Source organism: Allorhizobium sp. Av2 (assembly GCF_021462805.2).
Lineage (GTDB): Bacteria > Pseudomonadota > Alphaproteobacteria > Rhizobiales > Rhizobiaceae > Allorhizobium > Allorhizobium vitis_G.
Genome location: NZ_CP192696.1, coordinates 1033670 through 1056619, shown reverse-complemented (window position 1 = coordinate 1056619; position 22950 = coordinate 1033670). Strand labels below are relative to the sequence as shown.

The following is a 22950-nucleotide window of genomic DNA, read 5'->3' as shown; positions in this document are numbered from 1 at the left end:
GCACCACAGATCCAGATTGGCGTTTCCACCGTTGTAGTGGATGCGCTCTTGTCTAACGGACTGGTGCGAACAACATTCTAGACCCTGACCAAATCAAGTCGCTTTATACTGCGACACCCGATCTCGACAATGAAGAAGCCGGAAACAACAACACGGAACAGGTCGCGTTGCCCGTCTACACCCCGAAAGAATAGAATTGATGTTTCATCTGATATTTGGACTTCCCTGGCTGATCGTCGCCATCCGCTTCATCCAGCCCTTGCCCTGGATCTGGTCGGCGAAGGTGGCGCTGGCAGTTCTCCTGTTGATCGCCTCGCAATATCATTTCTTCAGCCGCCTCTCGTCCGGTTCGGTGTTTTCGCCCGAGTTTCCCCGTCCGCTGATCATCGCGTTCAATCTCCTGTTTGGTGCGATCATCCTGCTCGCCGTGTTCCAGATCGTGCTGGACGTTATTTCCGTTGCGATCATGCTGTTCAAAGGCAATTTCCCATCGATTCCGGCCAGTCTGCGCTATGCCCTTGGAGGCGTGGCGCTGTGCCTTTCCGCATACGCGGTCAGCCAAGCGATCAGGGTACCGCCGCTAAAGGACATCGAAATTCCAATTGCAGGCCTACCACCGGCGTTTGACGGCTACCGCCTCGTGCAACTGACCGACCTCCACATCAGCCGCCTGTTCCCTGCCCGCTGGACCGAGGAAGTCGTATCGAAAACCAACGAACTCAATGCCGACCTCATCGTCATCACCGGAGACTTTATCGACGGTGACGTTGCGAGCCGGCGGGATGATGTCGCACCGCTTGCAAACTTGCGGGCGCGCGATGGCGTCTATGCCATTCCCGGCAATCACGAATACTTCTTCAGTTACCAGAACTGGATGGCCCATCTCGCCACGTTGAAGATGACCATGCTCCCGAACGCCCATACTGTGCTGACCAGAGGCGACGCCAAAATCGCCTTGGCAGGCGTGACGGATCGCTCCGCCTCGGCGCACGGAGCACCGGCGCCCAACCTCGCAGCGGCACTCCAGGGAACGCCCGCAGATGCGCCGATCATTCTCCTCGATCATCAGCCGATGTCGGCTGCCAAGGCCGCCGCTTCAGGGGTTGCCCTTCAACTGTCGGGTCATACGCATGGTGGCATGGTTCTGGGCCTTGATCGCATGGTCGCCCGCGCCAATAACGGCTTTGTTTCGGGCCGTTATGTCATCGGTGGCATGACGCTCTATGTCAACAATGGCACAGCACTCTGGCCCGGCTTTGCGCTCAGGCTCGGCGTGCCGTCAGAACTGACCAGGATTACCCTGAGAGCGAAGAGGCCGAGCGGGATATAGAGGATTTCAGCGTTTCCATGGAAACGCTGAAATCCTCTCACCGCAAACGCAGTCAGCAAGCCCCAATCAAAGCTTCGATAAAGCCTGTTGAAGATCCGCAATGATATCGTCGGGGTCCTCGATACCGATGGACAGGCGCACGACCTCCGGCCCTGCACCTGCCGCCACCTGCTGCTCCGGGGTCAATTGGGCATGGGTGGTCGAGGCGGGATGAATGACCAGCGAGCGGGTATCGCCGATATTGGCAAGATGGGAAAACAGCTGCAATCCCTCCACCAGCGCCTTGCCCGCCTCATAGCCACCCTTCAGCCCGAAGGTGAAAACGGCGCCAGCTCCTTTCGGTGCGTAGCGCTGTTGCAGCGCATGGTTCGGATCATCCGGCAGGCCCGCATAATGCACCCAGGAGACTTTCGCATGGGCCTTCAGCCAATGCGCGACCTTCAAGGCGTTGTCGCAGTGACGCTGCATGCGCAGCGGCAAGGTTTCAATGCCGGTCAGGATGAGGAAGGCATTCATTGGCGCAATCGCCGGTCCAAGGTCGCGCAGACCGAGCACCCGGCAGGCAATGGCAAACGCCATATTGCCGAAGGCGTCATGCAGAACCACATCGCCATATTCGCTGCGCGGCTGTGACAGGCTCGGAAACTTGTCCGATTGCGACCAGTCGAACGTGCCGCCGTCAACGATCACGCCGCCCATGGAATTTCCATGGCCGCCGAGAAATTTGGTGGCGGAATGCACGACGATATCGGCACCGTATTCCAAAGGCCGGACCAGATAAGGGCTGGCCATGGTATTATCGACGATCAGCGGCAGTCCGTGGCGGCGCGCAACATCGGCAATAGTGGCAATATCGACGAATGTACCACCGGGATTGGCAAGGCTTTCGATGAAGATCGCCTTGGTTCGCTCGTCGATTTGCGCCTCAAAGCTTGCCGGATTGTCGGTATCGGCCCAGCGCACCTGCCAGCCGAAATTCTGAAAGGAGTGACCGAACTGGTTGATCGACCCGCCATAGAGCTTTTTGGCAGCAACGAAATTATCCCCCAGCTGCATCAGGGTGTGAAAGACCAGCATTTGCGCCGCATGTCCCGATGCCACCGCCAATGCCGCCGTGCCGCCTTCCAAAGCAGCGACTCGCTCTTCCAGCACGCCCTGGGTCGGGTTCATGATCCTTGTATAGATATTGCCGAATTGCTTGAGGCCAAACAAGGCGGCGGCGTGATCGGTATTTTCAAACACAAAGGCGGTCGTCTGGTAGATCGGCGTCGTACGTGCGCCGGTCGTCGGGTCCGGCTGAGCACCAGCATGCACCGCCAGTGTCGCGAAGCCCGGATTGTTGTTTGCCATGGTTATCCTCCCTGAAATAGTGCGGCAGAGCATTACACCGATCCCGATGAAACGCTACCTCATGCCCTGTTTGAAAGTCCGGGCTTTTTTGGAGAATTGCACAGACTTTTGATGGCTATAGATCTCTTACCCGATCCGCCTAATGCCTGTCCTGGTCCAGCTTGCCTTGAAAAAATCTGGGATATTCGATGGCCGGGCAGCGGTTCATCACCATCTTGATCCCGGCTGCCTCGGCGCGGGCGGCGGCCTGGTCGTCGCGCACGCCAAGCTGAGCCCAGATCACCTTTGGCAGATGCGTGAGCCCCAAGGCTTCATCCACCACGGAGGGTAGATATTCGGAAGCGCGGAACACATCGATCATGTCGACCGGTTCAGGAATATCCGCAAGCGAAGCAAAAACAGTCTGCCCCAGAATGTCCTTTCCCGCCTGCCCCGGATTGACCGGAATGACGCGGTAGCCCTGGTTCAGCAGGAAATGCATGACCCCATGGCTTGGCCGCGCCGGATTGGGCGAGGCCCCGGTCAGGGCAATGGTCTTGACCGTTTCCAGAATGGTCTTGAGATAAGCGCTCTCATAAACGTCATGCTGCATGTCATTCTCCCAAGCACGCTGCTGTGATCCTCTGGAATTGCGCCCTGTCTTGATCGTAAGCACAACCGCCCCAGTTAACGAAGAGATATACAGCATGTCACCAGAAAGTGTGCGGCGGGCTTGGGACAAGGACATGCTATAGGGATTGGCGAATGTATTTGATGGAGATGTTCTGATGAACCCGATGATACGGTTGAGCTTTTGCGTTGCCATTTCCTTATGGGGCAGCAGTGCGCTGGCGATCGAGCGTTACAATTCAACCACGCTTGCCTGCGAAAATGTCCGGCAAATCCTGAGAGATCAGGGGGCTGCCGTGCTGCGCTATCCCTCGAAGCGTGTGCCGGGCATGGCGCTTTACGATCGCTACGTTCGCAACACCAATTCCTGTTCTCCAGGGGAGTATGCCGAACGTGCCACGGTACCGACACGCGACAATCCTGCCTGCCCGGTGCTGAACTGCAAACCGGTGGAAAACCTGCAGGACGGCTTTATCCGCTTCGTCCCGCATTATTCCCTCTAAGAGAACACCCGGCCCGCGGATAACCCACCAAGACGGCGCTAACCGCGCAAGGCAGCGCGATTATCGCCGGTGCCGCTTGCAATCAGGCGACGGTGGGGGAGCGATGGGCAATATGACTGGCCTGGTAGACCAGCGGATATTCAGCGACCAGCGCTCGGTTCATCACCACATCGATGCCTGCCGCCTCGGCTTTTGCCGCCGCTTCATCATCGCGTACACCCAATTGACCCCAAATCGCTTTTGGTCGTCTCTCCAGGGCCAGGGCTTCATCCACCACCTCACTGAGGGCTTCCGAGCGGCGAAACACATCGACGAGATCGATCGGCACCCCTATATCGGCAAGGCGTGCATGCACAAGGCGGCCAAGAATTGTGGTGCCAGCAAGCGCGGGATTGACGGGAAAGACCTGATAGCCCTTACCGAGCAGAAAACCGAGCACCCAATGGCTGGGCCGGTCGTCGCGTGCGGACACTCCAACCAGCGCGACAGTGCGGGTGCGCGCCAGAATCGTGCAGAGATAGTCATCGGAATAGTGGTCGTGGTTCATGGCTTATCCTTCCCGGCTCGACAGCCGTTTCTCCAGACAATCCGTCCCTAAAACCTGTCGCTCAAAAGTGGGCAGCGGTTTTGCGATAACGACATGCGGCAAAACAAAAATTCAAAGCGTGAAAAGCTACTCTGAAGATATACTTTGCTCTCGTGCTGCCGTTTGTCTTTTCAGGAAAACCGGGCTTCACTCTTCCTAAGGCAAACTCTAGGTCCCGGTCACAGGATAGCAAATTTGGCTTAACTGTTTGCAAAGACGCAAGGTCCCGCAATGACACATTACACGGTGCCATTCGCGCCATCATTTCCCGATTAAGTAACCTTTTTTTGCACAACCATCCCTCTGCCGGTCCAGAATCGGAAACGCGAATACAACCTTTGAGATAAAGACACACCAATACCCTCTCCGCCTTCCGAGGAGACATGGAAGCGGTCGTCATGTTATCGCTATCATTAGTATACTCTTTTTAAGGGAATTTTCAAGCTTGATGTGATCAACATCACATTCATAAAGATGAATGCTATTATGTTCGCTTTTTGTTCATATTTTGTTCATGTGCATTTTAGCACCCTCAAACATTGAATTCCCTAATGATTACAAGTAGTTTTAGGTAAAAATTATTTCACTCGAAATGTCGTTAGACGTGCCAGAATTTAAATCGATTTGATTATCGATCACCCCCATTGCGTAAGCCTGTGTTGACGCAAGAGCCTCGGGTTACGTATCTCAAAGGCTAGTTAACACCACCACTGATTGCAAAACCTCCATCCCGAAACAAGCCGGAGCAACAGAGCGATTTGTCTCAAAACGAAGCACTCGCCTCACGCCGTCTACAGAAACCATTAGGCATCGCACATGTGCATCTCCACTCTCGTCCGAGAGGAAAAGATAAGTGCGTCTCAGAATTAGAAAGCAGCTGGCGTGCACTTTCAAATAATGCAGACTTCTCTGCCACCATGACCTCAAACCGGGTACCGTGGATGAGCCTTCTCGCCGCAAACCTGGCAAGTTCAGCGTGACCGCCCCGCCGTTTGCACCAATGAAGAGGCCGAAATTCAGACAAGATGGCAAAGTATTTTGCGGTAAAATAATACCACATATCTAATCACTTGTTTTCTATTGGTTTTTCGAACGCCGTCGCCAATCAGCCATCCTTGACCGAACCCGGCACCGCGACTATAAAACCGCCAGCTTGCGGCCCTTATGGACCGCATTCTTTTTGTGCGCATCAAAACGCACAAGACAAGCAACAAGAAACGCCCGACCGGCCCTTCAAAGGCTGAAAGGGTCCAAAAGAAAGTTGAACCTCATGTCTACCTTCGTTCAGAAGCCTGCAGAGGTGGAGAAGAAGTGGGTCATCATCGACGCCGAAGGGCTCGTTGTTGGTCGCCTCGCCACCGTGATCGCCACCTATCTGCGTGGCAAGCACAAGGTCACGTATACTCCCCATGTCGATGATGGCGACAATGTCATCGTCATCAATGCCGAAAAGGTCGTCCTGACCGGCAAGAAATACACCGACAAGACCTATTACTGGCACACCGGCTATCCGGGTGGCATCAAGGAACGCACGGCGCGCCAGATCATCGAAGGCCGCTTCCCGGAGCGCGTTCTTGAAAAGGCTGTCGAGCGCATGATTCCTCGCGGTCCGCTTGGCCGTCGCCAGATGAAGAACCTGCGCGTTTACGCCGGTTCCGCCCACCCCCACGAAGCCCAGCAGCCTGTCGCTCTCGACGTGGCCAAGCTGAACAGCAAGAACGTAAGGAGCGCCTAAGTATGGCTGACCTCTCTTCCCTGAAGGATCTCGGCACTGCGCAGGAAGCTTCGGCTCCCGTTCACGTCCGTAAGGTCGACGCTCAAGGCCGCGCCTACGCGACCGGCAAGCGCAAGAACGCAATCGCCCGCGTTTGGGTCAAGCCCGGCACTGGCAAGATCACGGTCAATGGCCGCGATTTCCCGGTTTACTTCGCCCGTCCGGTTCTGCAGATGATCCTGCAGCAGCCTGTCGTCGCTGCTGCCCGCACCGGCCAGTTCGACGTTATCGCCACCGTTACCGGTGGTGGTCTGTCCGGCCAGGCTGGCGCTGTGCGTCACGGCATTTCCAAGGCCCTCACCTACTTCGAACCAGGCCTGCGCTCGGTTCTGAAGAAGGGTGGCTTCCTGACCCGCGATAGCCGCGTTGTTGAACGTAAGAAGTACGGCAAGGCAAAAGCTCGCCGGTCCTTCCAGTTCTCCAAGCGCTAATTGCGCTTCTGGAATTTTACATTGGAAAAGCGGGGCTTCGGCTCCGCTTTTTTTATGATCGATCATCAATTTGAATTTGTCTATTTCGGCTGAAGGAGCAAATTGACAACACGCCATGCCTCAACCCAACAGAGAGTCGCCCGTGATGTCCGGTTTTGCCAAATTGCCTTCTCCCCCTTACTACGTCGTCTGTTTTTCCTCGGTCAGAACCGAAGTCAGCAATGGCTACGATGACATGGCAGAGGCCATGGTGACGCTTGCCAGCCAGCAGCCAGGCTTTCTCGGTGTGGAATCCGCCCGCGATGCGACCGGGTTCGGCATAACCAATTCCTACTGGAGCGATGAAGACTCGATCCGGGCCTGGAAAAAGGTCGTGGATCATCTGGCAGCGCAAAACCAGGGCCGTGCGGAATGGTACAGCCGCTATGAGGTGCGCGTGGCAAAAGTGGAGCGGTCCTACAGCTTTGCGAAAGGCTGACAAAGCAAGGATTGCGTGGTGCCATCGGCTTCATTTTGACCGATGCAGCGGACGGAACCTTGGAATTGAAAATGATCAAACGGCCTTACAATATTTGCATCGTGGAGCCGAAAGGCTTCGGTCACTCCAAAGCCTTCGAGGAAGTCGCCGAGGCCATCGACTATTCCTTGAAAGAATTGGGGTATCCAACGGCCCTTTCAGTCAACAGAGTGACCGACGACGCCGTCAACATCATCTTCGGGGCGCATCTCCTCCCCTTGCAGGACCTTCACGATCTTGATCCGAGCACGATCATCGTCAATGCCGAACCTTTGTCAGCGACCTCGGAACGGACACGTGACCGAATTCTCATCTGCCTCAACGCCGGCTTGGAAATCTGGGATTACAGCCTCGCCAATATCGAGATCCTCAACCGAATCGGTGGGCGGCCAGCCAAATATCTGCAACTTGGTTTCCAGAAGGAACTGGACCGCATAGCGGCCGCCCCGGTCCGTGATATCGACGTGCTTTTCTATGGCTCGATGAATGAACGTCGCGCAGAGATTCTCTACGGCTTGCAAGCCCGGGGACTTGTCATCGAGCATCTGTTCGATGTGTATGGACGCGAGCGCGACGCCTGGATCGCCAGGTCCAAAGTGGTTTTGAACATGCATCTGCTGGAATCGCAGATTTTCGAAGTCGTGCGGGTATTCTATCTGCTGATCAATGGCGTGGCCGTTGTCGGCGAGGTGAATGGTCCGGAAACACTGATCGATGATCGGTTTGCGCAGGGCATCGTCGCCGCACCCTATGGTGATTTGATCGACGTTACGGAACAGCTGGTGCGCGATGCTGCCAGGCTCGAGAAACAACGCACCCTCGCCCGCGACGCCATCAAGCGCTATCCGCAAGTCTCCTTCACCCAACAACTACTTTGATATCCTAATGGCAAAAGTGGACGGCTACAGGTTTGCGAAAGCCATCTGCGCCATGGTCACAGCCCTTACCGTCATGCACCACACGTGCATCCTGGTCTCGTAACAGCTGGTCAGCGACATGAGTTCTGCAAAATATAATATCTGCATCGTGGAGCCCGACGGCTTCAAGCATTCCATGGCCTTTCTGGAGATCGCAGAGGCGCTGGGTTATTCATTGAGAGCGTTGGGGCATCAGGCGGCGGTGAATTTCAACGCCTTCGCGCATGACGCAATCAACATCATTTTTGGCGCCCATCTGCTGACCCCACAGGATATCGCCGATCTCAAGCCGAACACGATCATCGTCAATGCCGAACCGCTCTCGGCCATTGACGCGCCGGTGCGTGAGCGCATTCTCACCTGGGTCGAGGCCGGACTGGAAATCTGGGATTACAGCCGCGCCAATATCGAGATCCTGGGCCAGATCGGCGGACGTCCGGCGAAATATCTGCAATTGGGTTTCCAGAAAGAACTGGATCGCATTACGCCTGCGCCGCGCCAGGATATCGACGTGCTGTTCTATGGCTCGATGAACGACCGGCGTGCCGCCATCATCGATGGCCTGCGCGACAGGGGCCTTGCCGTCAAGCGCCTGTTCAACGTCTATGGACGCGACCGCGACGCATGGATCGCCCGTTCGAAAACGGTCTTAAACATCCATTTTTTCGACGCGCAGATTTTCGAGGTCGTGCGGGTCTTCTATCTGCTCAGCAATGGCGTGCCTGTTGTCGGCGAGGTCAACGGACAGGCGACGCAGATCGAGGAGCGTTTTACCCAGGGCATCGTGGCCGCACCCTATGACGAGCTGATTGATGTCACCGAAAAGCTGGTGCGCGATCCCGAAAGGCTTGCACGGCAGCGCATCATCGCCCGCGATGCCATCACGCCTTATCCGCAGATTGTCTTTACGCAAATGCTGCTTTGACACAGGCCGAGGCCTCTATAGGATTGCTGCATAAAGTTTGTCAGGGACAAGTGGAACCCGGTTTTCGCGAAAAGACAAACGAAAACAAGAGAATCTAGAGTTTGTCTGGTTCAATTTGAACCTGACAGACTCTAGAACAGCTGATGCGGATCAAATACCTTGGCAGATAAATCCATAGACCACGCCTTCACGGCTAGCGATCTCACATCGGCCGCCACCGACCCGACCTATGCCGGGGTGCTCTCCTTCATGCGCCGGCGCTATACCAAACTGCTGGATGGGGTGGACACGGCGGTCTGGGGCATTCCCTTCGATGCCGCCACCTCCAACCGGCCCGGCGCCCGGTTCGGGCCGCAGGCCATTCGCCGTGCCTCGGCCATTTTCGACAACGACCCGCAATATCCGTTCGAGCGCGATCTGTTCGCGGCCATGCCCACCGTGGATTACGGTGATTGCCGTCTGGACTATGGCAATCATTGGGAAACACCCGCTACCATTGAAAAGGAAGCGGCCGATATTCTCTCAAAGGCGAATTTCCTGCTGACGCTTGGCGGCGACCATTTCATCACCTGGCCGCTGCTGAAGGCCCATGTCGCCAAACATGGGCCGCTGGCGCTGGTGCAGTTCGATGCCCATCAGGACACATGGTTCGACGATGGAAACCGGATCGACCACGGTTCCTTCGTCGGACGGGCGGTGCGCGAAGGCCTGATCGTCCCATCCCGTTCGATCCAGATTGGCATCCGCACCCATGCGCCTGATGATTGCGGCATCCGCATGCTTTACGGTCATCATGTGGAGGAAATGCGCGCTGCCGAGATCGCCGCGCTGATCCTCGATCACACGGCGGGCCAGCCCGCTTATCTCACCTTCGACATCGATTGCCTCGACCCTGCCTTTGCCCCCGGCACCGACACGCCGGTGGCAGGTGGACCATCCAGCGCAAAAATCCTCTCGGTTCTGCAAAACCTTCATCCGCTCGACATAAGAGGAGCCGATATAGTCGAGGTAGCGCCCGCCTATGACCATGCCGATATCACCGCCATTGCAGGGGCAACGGTGGCGATGTATATGCTGGGGCTGCGCGCTGAACGACTGGCGCGGTCTGGTTGATAAACTGATTCAAGCAATTCAGGATTTGAATCCGCAAAAGCGGGCAATCTCCTGAAAAGAGAGGGTAAAATGACAGCGAAAATCTTCATTGACGGCGAACACGGCACCACCGGCCTGCAAATCCGCAGCCGCATGGCCGACCGCCGCGATGTGGAATTGCTGTCGATCCCGCAAGAGCAGCGCCGCAATGCCGCCCTGCGCGAGGACATGCTCAACAGCGCCGATATCGCCATTCTGTGCCTGCCCGACGATGCCTCGAAAGAGGCTGTGTCGATGCTGGCTGGCAACAACAATGTGCGGATCATCGATACGTCCACCGCCTTCCGCGTTGCCAAAGACTGGACCTATGGTTTTGCCGAAATGGACAAGGACCAGGGCGACAAGATCCGCTCAGCCCGCTGCGTAGCCAATCCCGGTTGCTACCCGACCGGCGCTATCGCGCTGATCCGTCCGCTTCGCGCTGCGGGCATCCTGCCGGACGGCTATCCGGTCTCGGTCAATGCCGTTTCCGGCTATAGCGGCGGCGGCAAGCAGTTGATCGCGCAGATGGAAGACGAGAGCCATCCCGAGCATCTGACCGTCAACAACTATGTCTATGGCTTGAACCTCAAGCACAAGCATGTGCCGGAAATGAAGGCCCATGGCCTGCTGGATCGCGCCCCGCTATTTTCGCCTTCGGTCGGCCGGTTCCCGCAGGGTATGATCGTGCAGGTTCCACTGTTCCTGGAGGATCTGGCCGATGGCGCGACCGTAGAAAGCATCCATGCGGCGCTTTGCGCCCATTACGCCGGGCAGGACATCGTCAATGTCGTCTCTCTGGAAGACAGCGCCAAGCTCGGTCGCGTCGATGCCGAGGAACTGGTGGGCCAGGACACGATGAAACTCTTCGTGTTTGGCAATCCGGGCACCGGCCATGTCAATCTCGTCGCCGTGCTGGACAATCTCGGCAAGGGTGCGTCCGGTGCAGCCGTCCAGAACATGGACCTGATGCTGTCGGCGTGATCGTTTGAACAGCTCTTTGAAAGCCCCCATCTTTCCTCCATCTCTGATGGAGACATGGGGGCTTTCACATCTCAGGCTAATCGCCGATACCCCTAGCAGCCTCGTTTACCGAGCCATGCAGGACCAACGCCCCGTCATTGTCAAAGCTCTGAAGCCCGAAGGCAGCGGCGAACGACCGGGCCTGGATTTTCTGCGCTGGCGGGCTGGCAATGGTGCAATCCGGCTCATCGATCAGGCCGACGACATCGCCCTGCTGGACGATGCGGGCAACCTGCTGCTGCGCCATCATCTTGGCAAGGTCGGAGATCCGGTAGCAACGGAGATCATTGTCGATGTATTGGCGCGCCTGCATGCGCCCTCGTCCGACCCTGTTCCCGATGCGCTGACGCCGCTAGATGTCCATTTCAGCGCCCTGTTTGCGCTTGAGAAAACCATGTCTGACCCGGCCATCGCCGAGATCATCCATTGGACCGCAGCACTTGCCCGCAGCCTGCTTGCCGAGCAACAGGATATCAAGCCGCTACACGGCGACCTGCACCACGATAATGTCATCGGCGATGACAGTGGCAATTGGCTGGCCATCGATCCGCAAGGCCTGCTGGGCGATCCGGCCTATGATGTCGCCAATGTGTTTGGCAATCCGCTCCACGCTCCAAATCTCGTTCTTGATCGCCAGCGCGCGCTAGACCTGAGCCAGCGGTTTTCATTGGCATTGGGCTGTTCGTCACGCAAAATCCTCAGCTATGCCGCAGCTCATGCAGGTCTCTCCTGCGCCTGGACGCTGAGCCGCCCGCTGACCGCATCAGGCAATACCAATCTTGCCGAGCGGCTTGGCTTTGCCCGGCTGGCACGGTCCATACTTGCTGAACAGTTTGTCGACTGATCCGCCTCTCGTGCTGGTTGCCGCCACGGCGTATATTCGGGTCATATCTTCAGGAGCATCCCATGACCGACAGCCGTCTTCCCGTTTATTTCATCCCTCATGGCGGCGGGCCCTGGCCCTTCATGGATTTCCCGAAAGACGACCAGGGCAAAGGCCCCTGGGACGATCTTGCGGCCTTTCTGCAAGGCCTGCCTGCCGATCTCGGCGTCACGCCGAAAGCCATTCTCATCGTCTCCGGCCATTGGGAAAAGGAACCCCAGGTCACCGTCAGCACGGCAGCGGCCCCCGGCATGCTCTATGATTATTACGGCTTTCCCGCCCATACCTATGAGATAACCTATCCGGCTAAAGGCGATCCGGCACTGGCTGCCCATGTCCGCGCGCTGCTGCAACAGGCAGGCATTGCTTCAGCGGAAGATGATTCGCGCGGCTTCGACCACGGCGTCTTCGTTCCGCTGATGGTTGCCTATCCGGATGCGGATGTGCCTGTCGTGATGCTGTCGCTGAAAAATACGCTGGATGCGGAAAGCCATCTGGAGATCGGCAAGGCTTTGCAGTCGCTGCGCGATGACAATGTGCTGATCATCGCGTCCGGCATGAGCTACCATAATATGCCGATGTTTCGCCGCCGCGATGCCGACCACGAAGCCGTTGCCAAACGGTTCGATGACTGGCTGACGGCAGCGGTAGAAATACCCGACCCGGATGCCCGTGCCGCAACGCTCAGCCTCTGGAATCAAAACCCGGATGCGCTTGCCTGCCATGTGCCTGACCATGACCATCTTGTGCCGCTGTTTGTGGCCGCAGGGGCTGCGGGCGCGGACAAGGGCGTGCGGACGTTCAATGGTCTGGCGCTGGGCAAGGCCTATTCAGGCTACCGGTTCGGGTAGCGGATAGGAGCCGTAGAAGCCCCGTAGATGTGCGACCGTAAAGCCGAGCAGGATCAGCGCGCCGCCCTGATGGGCGAGCGCCGCATGAAGCTGCACCTGCATGAGCAGCGCGGAAATCCCCAACGCGGCCTGACAGCAAACGATGGCAAACAGCACGACACTGCGGCGCGCATGGGTCGTTCCCGGGGCCGCCCGCAGCGACGAGACCATGTGATAGAGCGCCACCAGAAACACGGTATAGGCACCAATGCGATGCACGAACTGCACCGTCTTCGGGTTTTCGAAGAAATTCAGCCAGACGGGATGCTGGAGCAGCAGATCACCGGGTATCAGCGCCCCATCCATCAGCGGCCAGGTATTGTAGGACATGCCCGCATCCAGCCCTGCCACCAGCGCCCCCAGATAGATCTGGAACAGCACAAGGCACAGCAGCGCTATCGCCCAATGCCTCGAATGCGCGGCTGGAGCCGGATCGGCGCTATGGCGGGCAAGGCCACGCATCACCCAGACACAGGATGAGAAGATCAGACAGGCTGTAACCAAATGAGTTGCCAACCGGTATTGGCTGACCTCGGTGCGCTCCGACAGGCCTGATGATACCATCCACCAGCCGATAAAGCCCTGAAAGCCGCCAAGCGCAAGTATGCCGACCAGCGGCCAGCGCAAACGCTTCTCGATCCGTCCTGTGACCCAGAAAAACACCAGCGGCAGGGCAAAGATCACGCCGATGCTGCGGGCCAGGAAGCGATGCGCCCATTCCCACCAGAAAATCGTCTTGAACGCCTCGACCGTCATGCCCTTGTTAACCAGCTCATATTGCGGGATCTGCTGGTAGAGCTTGAACTCTTCCTCCCATTCCGCCGCGCTCAACGGGGGAATGACACCGTGGATCGGCTTCCACTGGGTAATCGACAGGCCAGAATTGGTCAGCCGCGTTGCCCCACCGACCAGAACCAGGGCAAACAGCGCGAGAATCACCAGGCCGAGCCAGATGCGCAGGGCGCGGCGGTTGCGGCTTTGCCGGTCAAGGGCGGCTGCCGCCGGGACGGGTGAAGCGGTGCTGGCGATGGTCATCGGTCCAATCTCTCCATTCTACGGCATAATCCCGGTCCGAACGCTGTGTTGCAGGCGGAACTGGTGCATTCCGGTTGATTTGCATCAGGACCCGGTGCAAAACAAGGGCGGAAGGTTTGCGACATCGCGTCGCGTCCTGCAATCAGGGTCATAGCATGCCGGTCAGACTGCGCAAATTCATCGGGACGATTTTGATCGTCGTGCTTGTCATGCTTTACGCGGTGCTGGCCACCACCATTGCCACATTGACATTGGCACAATCACCCTGGTGGGTGCATCTCACCTATTTCCTGCTGTCGGGTGTGGTCTGGATCCTGCCAGCCATGGCGATCATCAAATGGATGGCGGGTCCGGTTCGCAAATAATCCGCGCATTGCATAATCCTTAAATACAAACCGGGTAAACTGGTGCTGTATCGACAGGACCGGAGAATGCAGCGTGGCGATGATCGATCCGAAACGGCTGACTGAAACCGCCAGCAGCCAAATCTCCGTGGCAGATATCGCCGTGGACGTTTTGCCTGCGATGGAGCCTCTGGAGGCCGACTGGCGCTGTCTGGAGCGCAACAACCACCTGTCGCTGCATCAAGGTTACGACTGGTGCCGCGCCTGGGTTAAAACCCATGGCAACCCGCTGGCCATCCTGCATGGCAACAGCAATGGACGCAGCCTGTTCATCCTGCCGCTGGAAATCACCCGCCACGCTATGATCCGCAAGGCAAGCTTCATTGCCACCCGCTTCACCAATATCAATACCGGCCTGTTTGACCCGGCTTTTTGCCAGCAGGTGGAGCCGGACACGGCCAAACAGTTGGGAAAGCAGATTGTCCAGGCAATGACGGGGCATGCCGATCTCGTTCACCTCGGCAATATTCCGCTCTCCTGGCGTGGATTGTCTCATCCTCTGGCCAGCCTACCGGCTGTCGAACATCAGAACCATGCCTTCCAACTGCCTGTTCTAGGCGACTTTGAGCAGACGCTCTCCCAGATCAACGCCAAGCGTCGCCGCAAGAAATACCGTAACCAGGTCCGCAAGCTGGAAGCGAGCGGCGGCTTTGAACATATTATTGCATGCGGTGAAGAGCAGAAGGCCTGGCTGCTGGATTTGTTTTTCCGGCAAAAAGCGATCCGCTTCGAAACCCTCGGCCTTCCGGACGTGTTCCAGGAGCCGGAGACACAGGCATTCTTCCAGTTGCTGCTGCAAAGCGAGGCAGGCGGATTGAACGTGCCGCTGGAACTGCATGCGCTGCGGTTGTCGGGCAGCCATCAAAATGGCAAGATTGCCGCCATCGCCGGCCTGTCACGCAAGGGCGATCACGTTATCTGCCAGTTCGGCTCGATAGACGAAAACATTGCCCCGGAAACCAGCCCCGGGGAATTGCTGTTCTGGCTGATGATCGAACAATGCTGCGCCGAAGGGGCCGCCCTGTTCGACTTCGGCCTCGGTGACCAGATCTACAAGCGAAGCTGGTGCCCTATGGAAACCGTGCAACACGATATTTTGCTGCCTGTGACCCCTCTCGGCCACCTCGCCGCCACAGCGGAGCGGAGCCTGATCCGCTCCAAGGCGTTCATCAAGGGTCATCCCCAACTCTATAGCGCCCTGCAAAAACTCCGCGCCCGTAGCAATGCGCAGGCGGATGATCCGGGCTAGGATTAGAGGCTTGAGTTTGTTAGGTTAAGATTGAACCATAGTACAGAACGCAAAAGTTTTTCGGGCGCGCGGCCCCCTCTTGCCTCTGCCGCCACCTTCTCCCCGATGGGGAGAAGAAGTGCGAGCCGCCTTCCTGATCACTCACCGACACCGTGAAAAAGGTATAATCTTTTTTCAACATCAAACTGAGATTCAGTGCTGTCGCTTTTGCTTCTTCTCACCAGCGGGGAGAAGGTCCCGGCAGGGGGATGAGGGGGTGCGCAGCCGAGAGGATGTTTGCGTCGTGTACCCCGCCGATTGAACCACACAGACTCTAAATCTTCTTGTTGTCGTTTAACTGTCCGAGAAAACTCGGTTTCCACGTTCCCCTGACAAATTTCAAGCCACCCGCTGGCCACCATCATCCGGTGGCACCGCATTGTCGTCACTCATCAGCACCAGATCACTATAGCCAACGGCTTCGAAGGCGGACATGATTTGCGCCAATTGCTTGCGGTCCGGATTGGGCGCAGAGAGGATGACTTCATGGTCCTGGGCCTTGCACAGGCCAACGACATTGTCGGCGCTGGCCGGGCCGCATTCGATCAGGACCAGGTCGTAAACGTCGGCAAGCGCCTCGACCACCATTGACAGCCGCTCGATGCCACGCAGCGCCTGACGGATATCGCTATTGCCCTTCGGCACGATATGGGCGTTTGACAATCGGTCGGAATGGATGGTTTCACCAAAGGCAACGTCGCCGCAGAGCAGATCGGTCACGCCGGGCAGATCGTTTCGCACGGCCATCAGCGCTGTCGGATAGCCGGAGCCGGTCATGTCAATCAGGATCACCGTGCGTTCGGCTTTGGCCACGGCGCGTGCCAAAAGCACCGTTGCCGCCGATCCGTCATCGCCGGAAGGCGAGATGACCACTGCTTTGGAAATACCATGCCGCGTCAAGTAACGCGCCACCGACGCGATTGAAAACTCATGATCGGCATCGGAAAGGGCCGCGGGATGTTGATCGCTTTCACCTTCAGGATCTGCCGGTGCGATGGGCGGAGTTTCCTTTTCGATCCGTTCGGCTGCTGCCGTCGCTGCGATCGCGGCAGCCGCCGCATCCAGTCTTGGCTTCTGTTTTGCAGGCGCGGCTGCTGGTTCGTCAAAGGCAGGCTCACCGGTCCGGCGGCGGGGATATTCCTGCGCAAACCGCCCGCTGCGGTCTGGATCAACAGGGCCGACAGGCTTCAGCGCCCGGCCACTGAACAGTTCCGCCAACATGATGACGATCACGCTCAACACCAGAGCCGCCATGGCGGCCACAACTGTGATCGGCAGGACCTTGGGGAAATTCGGTTCACTCGGCTCGGAGGCGCGGGAAATCACCCGGGCATCGGCAGGGCTGGCATTGCTGTCCAGACGGCTGGTGGCTTCGCGGTAGCGGGCAAGATAGGTTTCCAGCAATTGCCGCTGGGCGCTGGCTTCGCGCTCCAATGCCGCAAGCCCGACCTGGCTGTCCCCAGCCTTGGCGCTTTGTGCCTTGAGGGTCGTCAGCTGCCGGTCAAGCTCCGCTTCGCGCATCCGCGCCACATTGGCCTCGGTTTCCAGGCTGGAGACGACTTTTCTCGTCTCTTCGGCCAATTGCTGGCGCAGGTTGGCCAATTGGGCCCGCAGCGCCTTGATGCGCGGGTGTCCGTCCAGAAGACTGGTGGAGAGGTCGGAGATTTGTGCCTGTACGGCGGCTTCCGCCTGTTTCAACTGCTGCACGGCAGGAGAGGCCATGACGATATCGAGATTGTCGGTCGACCGCCCGGCCTTCAATGATGCCTTGGCATTTTCGGCCCGTGCCTGCGCACTGGCCCGGTCGGTCCGCACCCGCGCCAATTCCGTCGATATATCGTTGAGCTGCTTGGAGGCGAATGTACCGCCCTCGCCGGTCGACAGCAGATCGGCATTGCGGCGATAATCCGCGACTTTCTTTTCCGCGTCGGACACCTTCTGACGCAGATTGGAAATTTCCGGCTCCAGCCAGCGGGCCGCGTCCTCATTGCTATCAAGCTTGGCGCCGCTCTGGATCGCCAGATAGACCTTGACCATTTCATTGGGAATGGCAGCGGCGAGCCTTGCATCCTTGGAGGAAAACTCGATGCCGATAACCCGCGACTTCTCGACCTGATAGACCTGAAGCTTTTCCAGGAAGGTACGGATCACCCGGTCTTCTGGCGCCAGATCGAGCGGGTTCTTTTTCAGATGCAGCATCACCATCAGATCCGACAGGGCGGAGGGATGCAGATCAGGGTCGAATTCCGTCAGTTCATAGAGCTTGAGATCCTTCACCACCTGGCGGATCAGATCGACAGATCGGAACAGCTGCACCTGACTGGCAATATTCAGCTCGTCCAGCACCGGTTCGGAGGCGGCCGACTTGGCGTTTTCCGCATCGTAATTGGGCGCGCGCGGCTCAATCAGCACCGTCGTTTCGGCGCGGTAGGTCGGACGGATCATGCTGGCCCCGGCAAAGGCGACGCCTGCGGCCAGACAAGTGACAAGCAATACCCTGCCCTTTCGCTGCCAGACGGCGCGAAACAGCTGCAAGAGATCGATATCTACGTCCTGATGGGCGGCGACCGGCTGACCCGACATTCCATCCCTCCTTCAAATCTGTCCGGAGCGTAAACGAACATAGTAACTCAAGCGTTAACCGCCTGTGGTCATCGCGGAGATTGCAGGATAAGCTTGCCGGACTTGCGCTCCAATCTTTACACTCCCTTAACCATACTGGCCGATAAGAACATGATTATCTTCTATGGGAGCGTGCGCATGGTCACCGCCAAACAGATCTTGCTGGCTGTTGCCGTCACCCTGCTGGCGGCGCTTTCCAGCTGCGCCACCTATAAGCCGGCTTCGAAAGTCTTCCAGGAAGCAACGATCCAGCCCTACCGGCTGGATAGCGGCGACCGGCTGCGCATCACCGTGTTCGACCAGGCCAATCTGAGCAATACCTATACCGTGGATCAGGCCGGCTATATCGCCTTTCCGCTGATCGGCCAGGTCGCGGCGCGCGGCACCACCATGCCACAGCTGGAAGGCACCATTGCCCAGCGGCTGCGCAAGGGCTATCTGCGCGATCCCGATGTCAGCATTGAGATCGACCGCTACCGCTCGATCTTCGTCATGGGCGAAGTTGGCCAGCCGGGGCAATATTCCTATGTGCCGGGCATGACGGTGCAAAATGCCATCGCCGTTGCTGGCGGCTTCACCAGCCGCGCCAACGAGCGCGACGTGGATGTGACCCGCAAGGTCAATGGCACCATCGCCACGGGCCGGGTGCCGATCACCGACCCCATCATTGCCGGTGATACGGTTTATGTGCGCGAACGGCTGTTCTGATGCCGGATGAAGACGGGCTGCGGATCATCCATTGCTTCCGCTCGCCAATTGGCGGCATTTTCCGGCATGTGCGCGATCTGGTCGAGCATCACGACGCGCTTGGCCATTCCGTCGGCATTATCTGCGACAGCAGCACCGGCGGCGACCATGAGGACGCCCTGTTTGCGGAATTGCTGCCCCGCCTGAAACTCGGCCTTATCCGCCAGCCGATCCGGCGCGCCATTGGCTTTGACGATATCAGCGCGGTGCGCTCCTGCTATCGGCATATCAAGAGCCTGAAGCCCGATATACTGCATGGTCACGGTGCCAAGGGCGGCGCCCTCGCCCGCATCATTGGCACGGCGCTTCGCATGCAGGGATCAAAGGTTGTCCGCATCTATTCACCGCATGGCGGCAGCCTGCATTATCGCCGCAACAGGCCGGTTGGCAGACTGATCTTTGCCCTGGAAAAGCTGTTGGAACGCCAGACCGAAGCCATCGCCTTTGTCTGCGGCTTCGAGCAATGGTCCTACGGGCAAAAGGTGGGAAAACCGAGCTGCGACTCCCGATTGATTTTGAATGGGATCAGCGAGAGTGAATTTCGACCTGTACCACTCCGTGACGCATCCGTGGACTTCGTCTTCATCGGCATGTTGCGGGATCTGAAAGGCCCTGACGTCTTCATCAACGCCGTGCTGGAGGCGGAACGGTTGCTGGGGCGTCCTCTGACCGGCGCTGTCATCGGCGATGGCCCGGACCGAGACAGATACGAGCAGCAGATTCACCAGCGCGGACTTGGCCTTCGCATGCAATTGCTGCCTGCCATGCGGGTCTCGGAAGCCTTTACCTTCAGCAATATTGTTGTCGTCCCCTCCAGAGCTGAATCCATGCCCTATATCGTGCTGGAGGCGATTGCCGCCGGAAAATCGGTGATTGCCAGCGCCGTCGGCGGCATTCCGGAAGCTCTGGGCAAGAACAGCGCCGCACTGGTCAAACCCGACAATGTCGAGGAACTGGCCGCTACCATGGTGCAGGCCCTGACCCAACCCGACTGGAAACAGGCCGTCATGCCGGACCCGGTTCTCTTCCATGCGCGATTTTCTGCCTCTGCCATGGCCACACAAATGCTGGCGCTCTACCGCGATCATTCGGTTTGACAGCCGCCGCGACCTGCATCATCGTGGGACGGGTCCTGCCAAAGCTAAAGGTTTTTTAGCACATTTGCGGTAATCCAACGTTGCAAAATGAATTGCCGCGATGAGGGCGCTAGAGACTTTGGATGTAGCAAAGCTCCGTCAAAAACTGAAGGAAGAGGCTGAACAGACCCGCGCAAGCGGCTCTTCATCGTCTCCAACAGTCGAATTGTCACCACTCGCCAGCCGGGTGGCCGATCAATTACGCCGTGCCAATCGCTCGCCCAGCATCATGCTGGGGCAGTTCGGCCTGCTGGAATTTTCCTGGCTGATCGCCACCAGCCTGCTGTCCGGCTGGTTGACGATGGACGGACCGCTCGACACACTGCTGCCCCTTGGTGCGTTCGGCGCCCTTGGAGCGATTGTTTTTGTCCTGTTCACGCAATTTGCCGACGGCTACCAGATACATACGCTGCGTCGTCCAATCCGCTCGGTAAAGCGGGCCCTGACCAGCTGGCTTCTGGTTATCGCCTTGATGGTCGGCATCCACTTTGCCTGGAATGCCCAGCTGTTTACCGTTTCCTGGTTGGCGACCTGGGCGGCAACCGCTGCCCTGTTTCTCCTGCTTGAACGCTATGGCATGGCACTGGCCATTCGCAGCTGGACCCGTAACGGCATCATCGAGCGACGCGCCGTGGTGGTTGGCGGTGGAGAGCCTGCCAAACAATTGATCCGCACGCTGGAAAGCCAGCCGGATAACGATATCCGTATCTGCGGTATTTTCGACGATCGGCAAGGCGACCGGTCGCCGAACATCGTCGCGGGCTATCCCAAGCTCGGCACCGTTGCCGAATTGGTGGCCTTTGCGCGGGAAACACGGATCGACATGCTGATCATCGCCCTGCCGATCAGCGCGGAAGCGCGTATTCTGGAATTGCTGAAACTACTCTGGGTCCTGCCGGTGGATATTCGGCTGGCGGCCCATTCCAACAGCCTCAGATTCAGACCCCGCGCCTATTCCCATGTCGGCGATCTACCGATGCTGGATCTGGTCGATAAGCCCATCCGCGACTGGGACCAGGTTGCCAAACGGGCCTTCGACATCATTTTCAGCCTGGCGGCCTTGGCCATTTTCTGGCCGGTCATGGCGCTCGCCGCCATCGCCATCAAATCCACGTCGAAAGGGCCGGTGCTGTTCGTGCAGAAGCGCCATGGCTTCAACAATGAGGTCATCAAAGTCCTGAAATTCCGCTCGATGTATACGGAAATGAGCGACCCGACCGCCAAACTGGCCGTCACCAAGAACGATCCGCGCGTCACGCCCGTCGGCCGCTGGCTGCGCAAATCCTCGATGGATGAATTGCCGCAATTGTTCAATGTTTTGCGCGGCGATCTTTCGCTGGTCGGGCCTCGCCCGCATGCGGTCATGGCGCAAACCCGCAACCGCCATTACAGCGAAATCGTCGAGAGCTATTTTGCCCGCCACCGGGTCAAGCCTGGTGTCACCGGCTGGGCGCAGATCAAGGGCTGGCGTGGCGAGATCGATACCGACGACAAGATCAAGGGCAGAACCGCCCATGACCTCTATTATATCGAGAACTGGTCGCTACTGTTTGACCTGAAGATCCTGTTGATGACGCCGATCAGCCTTTTCAACACGGAAAACGCTTATTGAGCGCGGTCAGCCACCACAGCAGCCCGCCTTTCCGGCCAGGCTTTGCAGCCATTACCCTGACCGGATCGGCGCTGGTCGGCTTTGGCGTGTTTCTGCTCGGCTTCGTGTTCATGGAGCCAGCCCCTTACGAATTGTTCATGGCGGCGCAGATCCCGCTATGGTTCCTGCTGGGCCTGAAAATTTCCCGCAGCGTCGCACCGCTTCTGGCGCTGATGCTCACCTTCAATGTCGGCGGCATGATCTCGTTGACGACAATGACGGACCTTGATGAAGGCCCGCTCTATGTTGCCGTCTCGACCTTCCTCGCCGTGACCTCGGTTTTCTATGCCGCCATCATTGAGGACCGGCATGAACGTCTACGATTGATCTTCAATGCCTGGGTTCTAGCCGCTGTCGCCACGTCCCTTCTGGGAATCCTGGGCTATTTCCACGCCTTTCCCGGCGCTGAAATGTTTACACGCTATGATCGGGCCATGGGGGCTTTCCAGGACCCCAATGTGTTTGGTCCGTTTCTGATTGCTCCGTCGCTCTATCTCATCCATGGGCTTTTGACTGGCAGGCTGTTGGACGCACCCTGGAAAATCCTCTGTCTGCTGATCCTCGCACTTGGGGTTTTCCTGTCCTTTTCACGGGCGGCCTGGGCGCTTTTCCTATTTAGCGCCATTGCCATGGTACTGATCCTGCTGATCAAGGAGCGCAGCAGTGCCTTCCGCCTGAAGATCGTGCTGCTGGCGCTGACGGCGGCCATCGCTCTCGTTGTGGCGCTGACCGTCGCCCTGCAATTCCAGCAGGTGCGTGACCTGTTTTCCAGCCGCACCCAGCTTGTGCAGGATTATGATGGCGGCCATCTCGGCCGCTTCGAGCGTCACAAGATCGGCTTTCTGATGTCGATGGAAAAGCCACTCGGGATCGGGCCGATGGTGTTCAGCAAGATCTTTCCAGAGGACGAGCACAATATCTGGCTGAAAACCCTGACATCCTATGGCTGGCTCGGCTTCGTCTGTTTTATCGCCATGCTGATCTGGAGCATTTGCTTCGGCTTCAAATGTCTGCTCTATGACCGCCCTTGGCAACCCTATCTGATGATTGCCTGGATCGTGCTGATCGGCCATGCCCTGATCGGCAATGTCATCGATATCGATCATTGGCGACATGTGTACCTGCTGTTCGGAATCCTTTGGGGATGCAGAGCACTGGAAATCAACTGGCAAAGACACTAGGGAACATCGGGGGACGC

At 57.9% G+C, this 22950-nt stretch carries 22 protein-coding genes; 17 read left to right on the top strand and 5 right to left on the bottom strand.

The genetic code is table 11. From position 1 onward, the window contains the following. Positions 1-199: 199 nt before the first annotated feature. Positions 200-1330, top strand: coding sequence for a metallophosphoesterase (locus FS819_RS05030; RefSeq protein ID WP_156550746.1), 1131 nt, complete (start codon positions 200-202; stop codon positions 1328-1330). Positions 1331-1396: 66 nt separating this feature from the next. Here the strand turns inward: FS819_RS05030 and FS819_RS05025 are convergent, their stop codons facing one another. Both FS819_RS05025 and FS819_RS05020 read right to left on the bottom strand, forming a co-directional pair. Continuing rightward, complete coding sequence (locus FS819_RS05025) at positions 1397-2680, bottom strand: O-acetylhomoserine aminocarboxypropyltransferase (RefSeq protein WP_156550747.1); 1284 nt, start codon at positions 2678-2680, stop codon at positions 1397-1399. 139 nt (positions 2681-2819) lie between these two features. Further along, a complete protein-coding gene (locus FS819_RS05020; protein WP_156550748.1) occupies positions 2820-3272 on the bottom strand; it encodes a CoA-binding protein in 453 nt (150 codons plus the stop codon). Between the two features lie 175 nt (positions 3273-3447). On the opposite strand from FS819_RS05020, the gene FS819_RS05015 reads away from it, so the two are divergent. Then, the gene (locus tag FS819_RS05015) at positions 3448-3792 is read left to right on the top strand and encodes a hypothetical protein (RefSeq protein WP_322192752.1); all 345 of its coding nucleotides are present in this window, start codon (positions 3448-3450) and stop codon (positions 3790-3792) included. An 82-nt stretch (positions 3793-3874) separates the two neighbouring features. Here the strand turns inward: FS819_RS05015 and FS819_RS05010 are convergent, their stop codons facing one another. Further along, entirely contained in the window at positions 3875-4339 is a 465-nt protein-coding gene (locus tag FS819_RS05010; protein WP_156550749.1) for a CoA-binding protein, read from the bottom strand. 1309 nt (positions 4340-5648) lie between these two features. On the opposite strand from FS819_RS05010, the gene rplM reads away from it, so the two are divergent. The 9 genes from rplM to FS819_RS04965 all read left to right on the top strand — a co-directional run bounded on the left by rplM (position 5649) and on the right by FS819_RS04965 (position 12830). Next, positions 5649-6113 (top strand): 50S ribosomal protein L13, encoded by a 465-nt coding sequence (rplM, locus tag FS819_RS05005; RefSeq protein WP_015915628.1) that lies wholly within the window; start codon positions 5649-5651, stop codon positions 6111-6113. Between the two features lie 2 nt (positions 6114-6115). Further along, the gene (rpsI, locus tag FS819_RS05000) at positions 6116-6583 is read left to right on the top strand and encodes a 30S ribosomal protein S9 (RefSeq protein ID WP_015915627.1); all 468 of its coding nucleotides are present in this window, start codon (positions 6116-6118) and stop codon (positions 6581-6583) included. A 145-nt stretch (positions 6584-6728) separates the two neighbouring features. Continuing rightward, the gene (locus FS819_RS04995) at positions 6729-7061 is read left to right on the top strand and encodes an antibiotic biosynthesis monooxygenase family protein (RefSeq protein WP_234624903.1); all 333 of its coding nucleotides are present in this window, start codon (positions 6729-6731) and stop codon (positions 7059-7061) included. 71 nt (positions 7062-7132) lie between these two features. After that, positions 7133-7978, top strand: a complete 846-nt coding sequence (locus tag FS819_RS04990; RefSeq protein ID WP_156550751.1) for a CgeB family protein — start codon at positions 7133-7135, stop codon at positions 7976-7978. 118 nt (positions 7979-8096) lie between these two features. Then, complete coding sequence (locus tag FS819_RS04985) at positions 8097-8942, top strand: CgeB family protein (protein WP_156550752.1); 846 nt, start codon at positions 8097-8099, stop codon at positions 8940-8942. A 159-nt stretch (positions 8943-9101) separates the two neighbouring features. After that, a complete protein-coding gene (gene speB, locus FS819_RS04980; RefSeq protein ID WP_234624904.1) occupies positions 9102-10055 on the top strand; it encodes an agmatinase in 954 nt (317 codons plus the stop codon). Between the two features lie 69 nt (positions 10056-10124). Next, positions 10125-11057 carry an N-acetyl-gamma-glutamyl-phosphate reductase gene (gene argC / locus FS819_RS04975; protein WP_156550754.1) on the top strand — a complete coding sequence of 311 codons (933 nt, stop codon included), beginning with the start codon at positions 10125-10127 and terminating at the stop codon, positions 11055-11057. A gap of 115 nt (positions 11058-11172) precedes the next feature. Continuing rightward, the gene (locus FS819_RS04970) at positions 11173-11940 is read left to right on the top strand and encodes an aminoglycoside phosphotransferase family protein (protein WP_234624905.1); all 768 of its coding nucleotides are present in this window, start codon (positions 11173-11175) and stop codon (positions 11938-11940) included. Between the two features lie 62 nt (positions 11941-12002). Continuing rightward, a complete protein-coding gene (locus FS819_RS04965; protein ID WP_156550756.1) occupies positions 12003-12830 on the top strand; it encodes a DODA-type extradiol aromatic ring-opening family dioxygenase in 828 nt (275 codons plus the stop codon). Here the strand turns inward: FS819_RS04965 and FS819_RS04960 are convergent. Beyond that, positions 12810-13904 carry a COX15/CtaA family protein gene (locus tag FS819_RS04960; protein WP_156550757.1) on the bottom strand — a complete coding sequence of 365 codons (1095 nt, stop codon included), beginning with the start codon at positions 13902-13904 and terminating at the stop codon, positions 12810-12812. The genes FS819_RS04965 and FS819_RS04960 overlap by 21 nt on opposite strands. 155 nt (positions 13905-14059) lie before the next feature. Between FS819_RS04960 and FS819_RS04955 the strand changes: the two genes are divergently transcribed. Both FS819_RS04955 and FS819_RS04950 read left to right on the top strand, forming a co-directional pair. After that, positions 14060-14269 (top strand): DUF2842 domain-containing protein, encoded by a 210-nt coding sequence (locus FS819_RS04955; RefSeq protein ID WP_041696430.1) that lies wholly within the window; start codon positions 14060-14062, stop codon positions 14267-14269. A 79-nt stretch (positions 14270-14348) separates the two neighbouring features. Continuing rightward, entirely contained in the window at positions 14349-15557 is a 1209-nt protein-coding gene (locus FS819_RS04950; protein WP_156550862.1) for a GNAT family N-acetyltransferase, read from the top strand. A 378-nt stretch (positions 15558-15935) separates the two neighbouring features. Here FS819_RS04950 and FS819_RS04945 read toward each other — a convergent pair whose 3' ends face one another. Then, the gene (locus FS819_RS04945; protein WP_156550758.1) at positions 15936-18179 is read right to left on the bottom strand and encodes a GumC family protein; all 2244 of its coding nucleotides are present in this window, start codon (positions 18177-18179) and stop codon (positions 15936-15938) included. Between the two features lie 177 nt (positions 18180-18356). On the opposite strand from FS819_RS04945, the gene FS819_RS04940 reads away from it, so the two are divergent. From FS819_RS04940 to FS819_RS04925, 4 genes are all read left to right on the top strand, one after another. After that, positions 18357-18926 carry a polysaccharide biosynthesis/export family protein gene (locus FS819_RS04940; protein WP_060716018.1) on the top strand — a complete coding sequence of 190 codons (570 nt, stop codon included), beginning with the start codon at positions 18357-18359 and terminating at the stop codon, positions 18924-18926. After that, positions 18926-20062 (top strand): glycosyltransferase family 4 protein, encoded by a 1137-nt coding sequence (locus FS819_RS04935; RefSeq protein ID WP_156550759.1) that lies wholly within the window; start codon positions 18926-18928, stop codon positions 20060-20062. Before FS819_RS04940 ends, FS819_RS04935 begins: the two co-directional genes overlap by 1 nt. 100 nt (positions 20063-20162) lie before the next feature. Next, positions 20163-21713 (top strand): undecaprenyl-phosphate glucose phosphotransferase, encoded by a 1551-nt coding sequence (locus tag FS819_RS04930; RefSeq protein ID WP_156550760.1) that lies wholly within the window; start codon positions 20163-20165, stop codon positions 21711-21713. Further along, positions 21710-22933, top strand: a complete 1224-nt coding sequence (locus FS819_RS04925) for an O-antigen ligase family protein (RefSeq protein WP_070167245.1) — start codon at positions 21710-21712, stop codon at positions 22931-22933. Before FS819_RS04930 ends, FS819_RS04925 begins: the two co-directional genes overlap by 4 nt. The last annotated feature ends 17 nt before the right edge of the window (positions 22934-22950 follow it).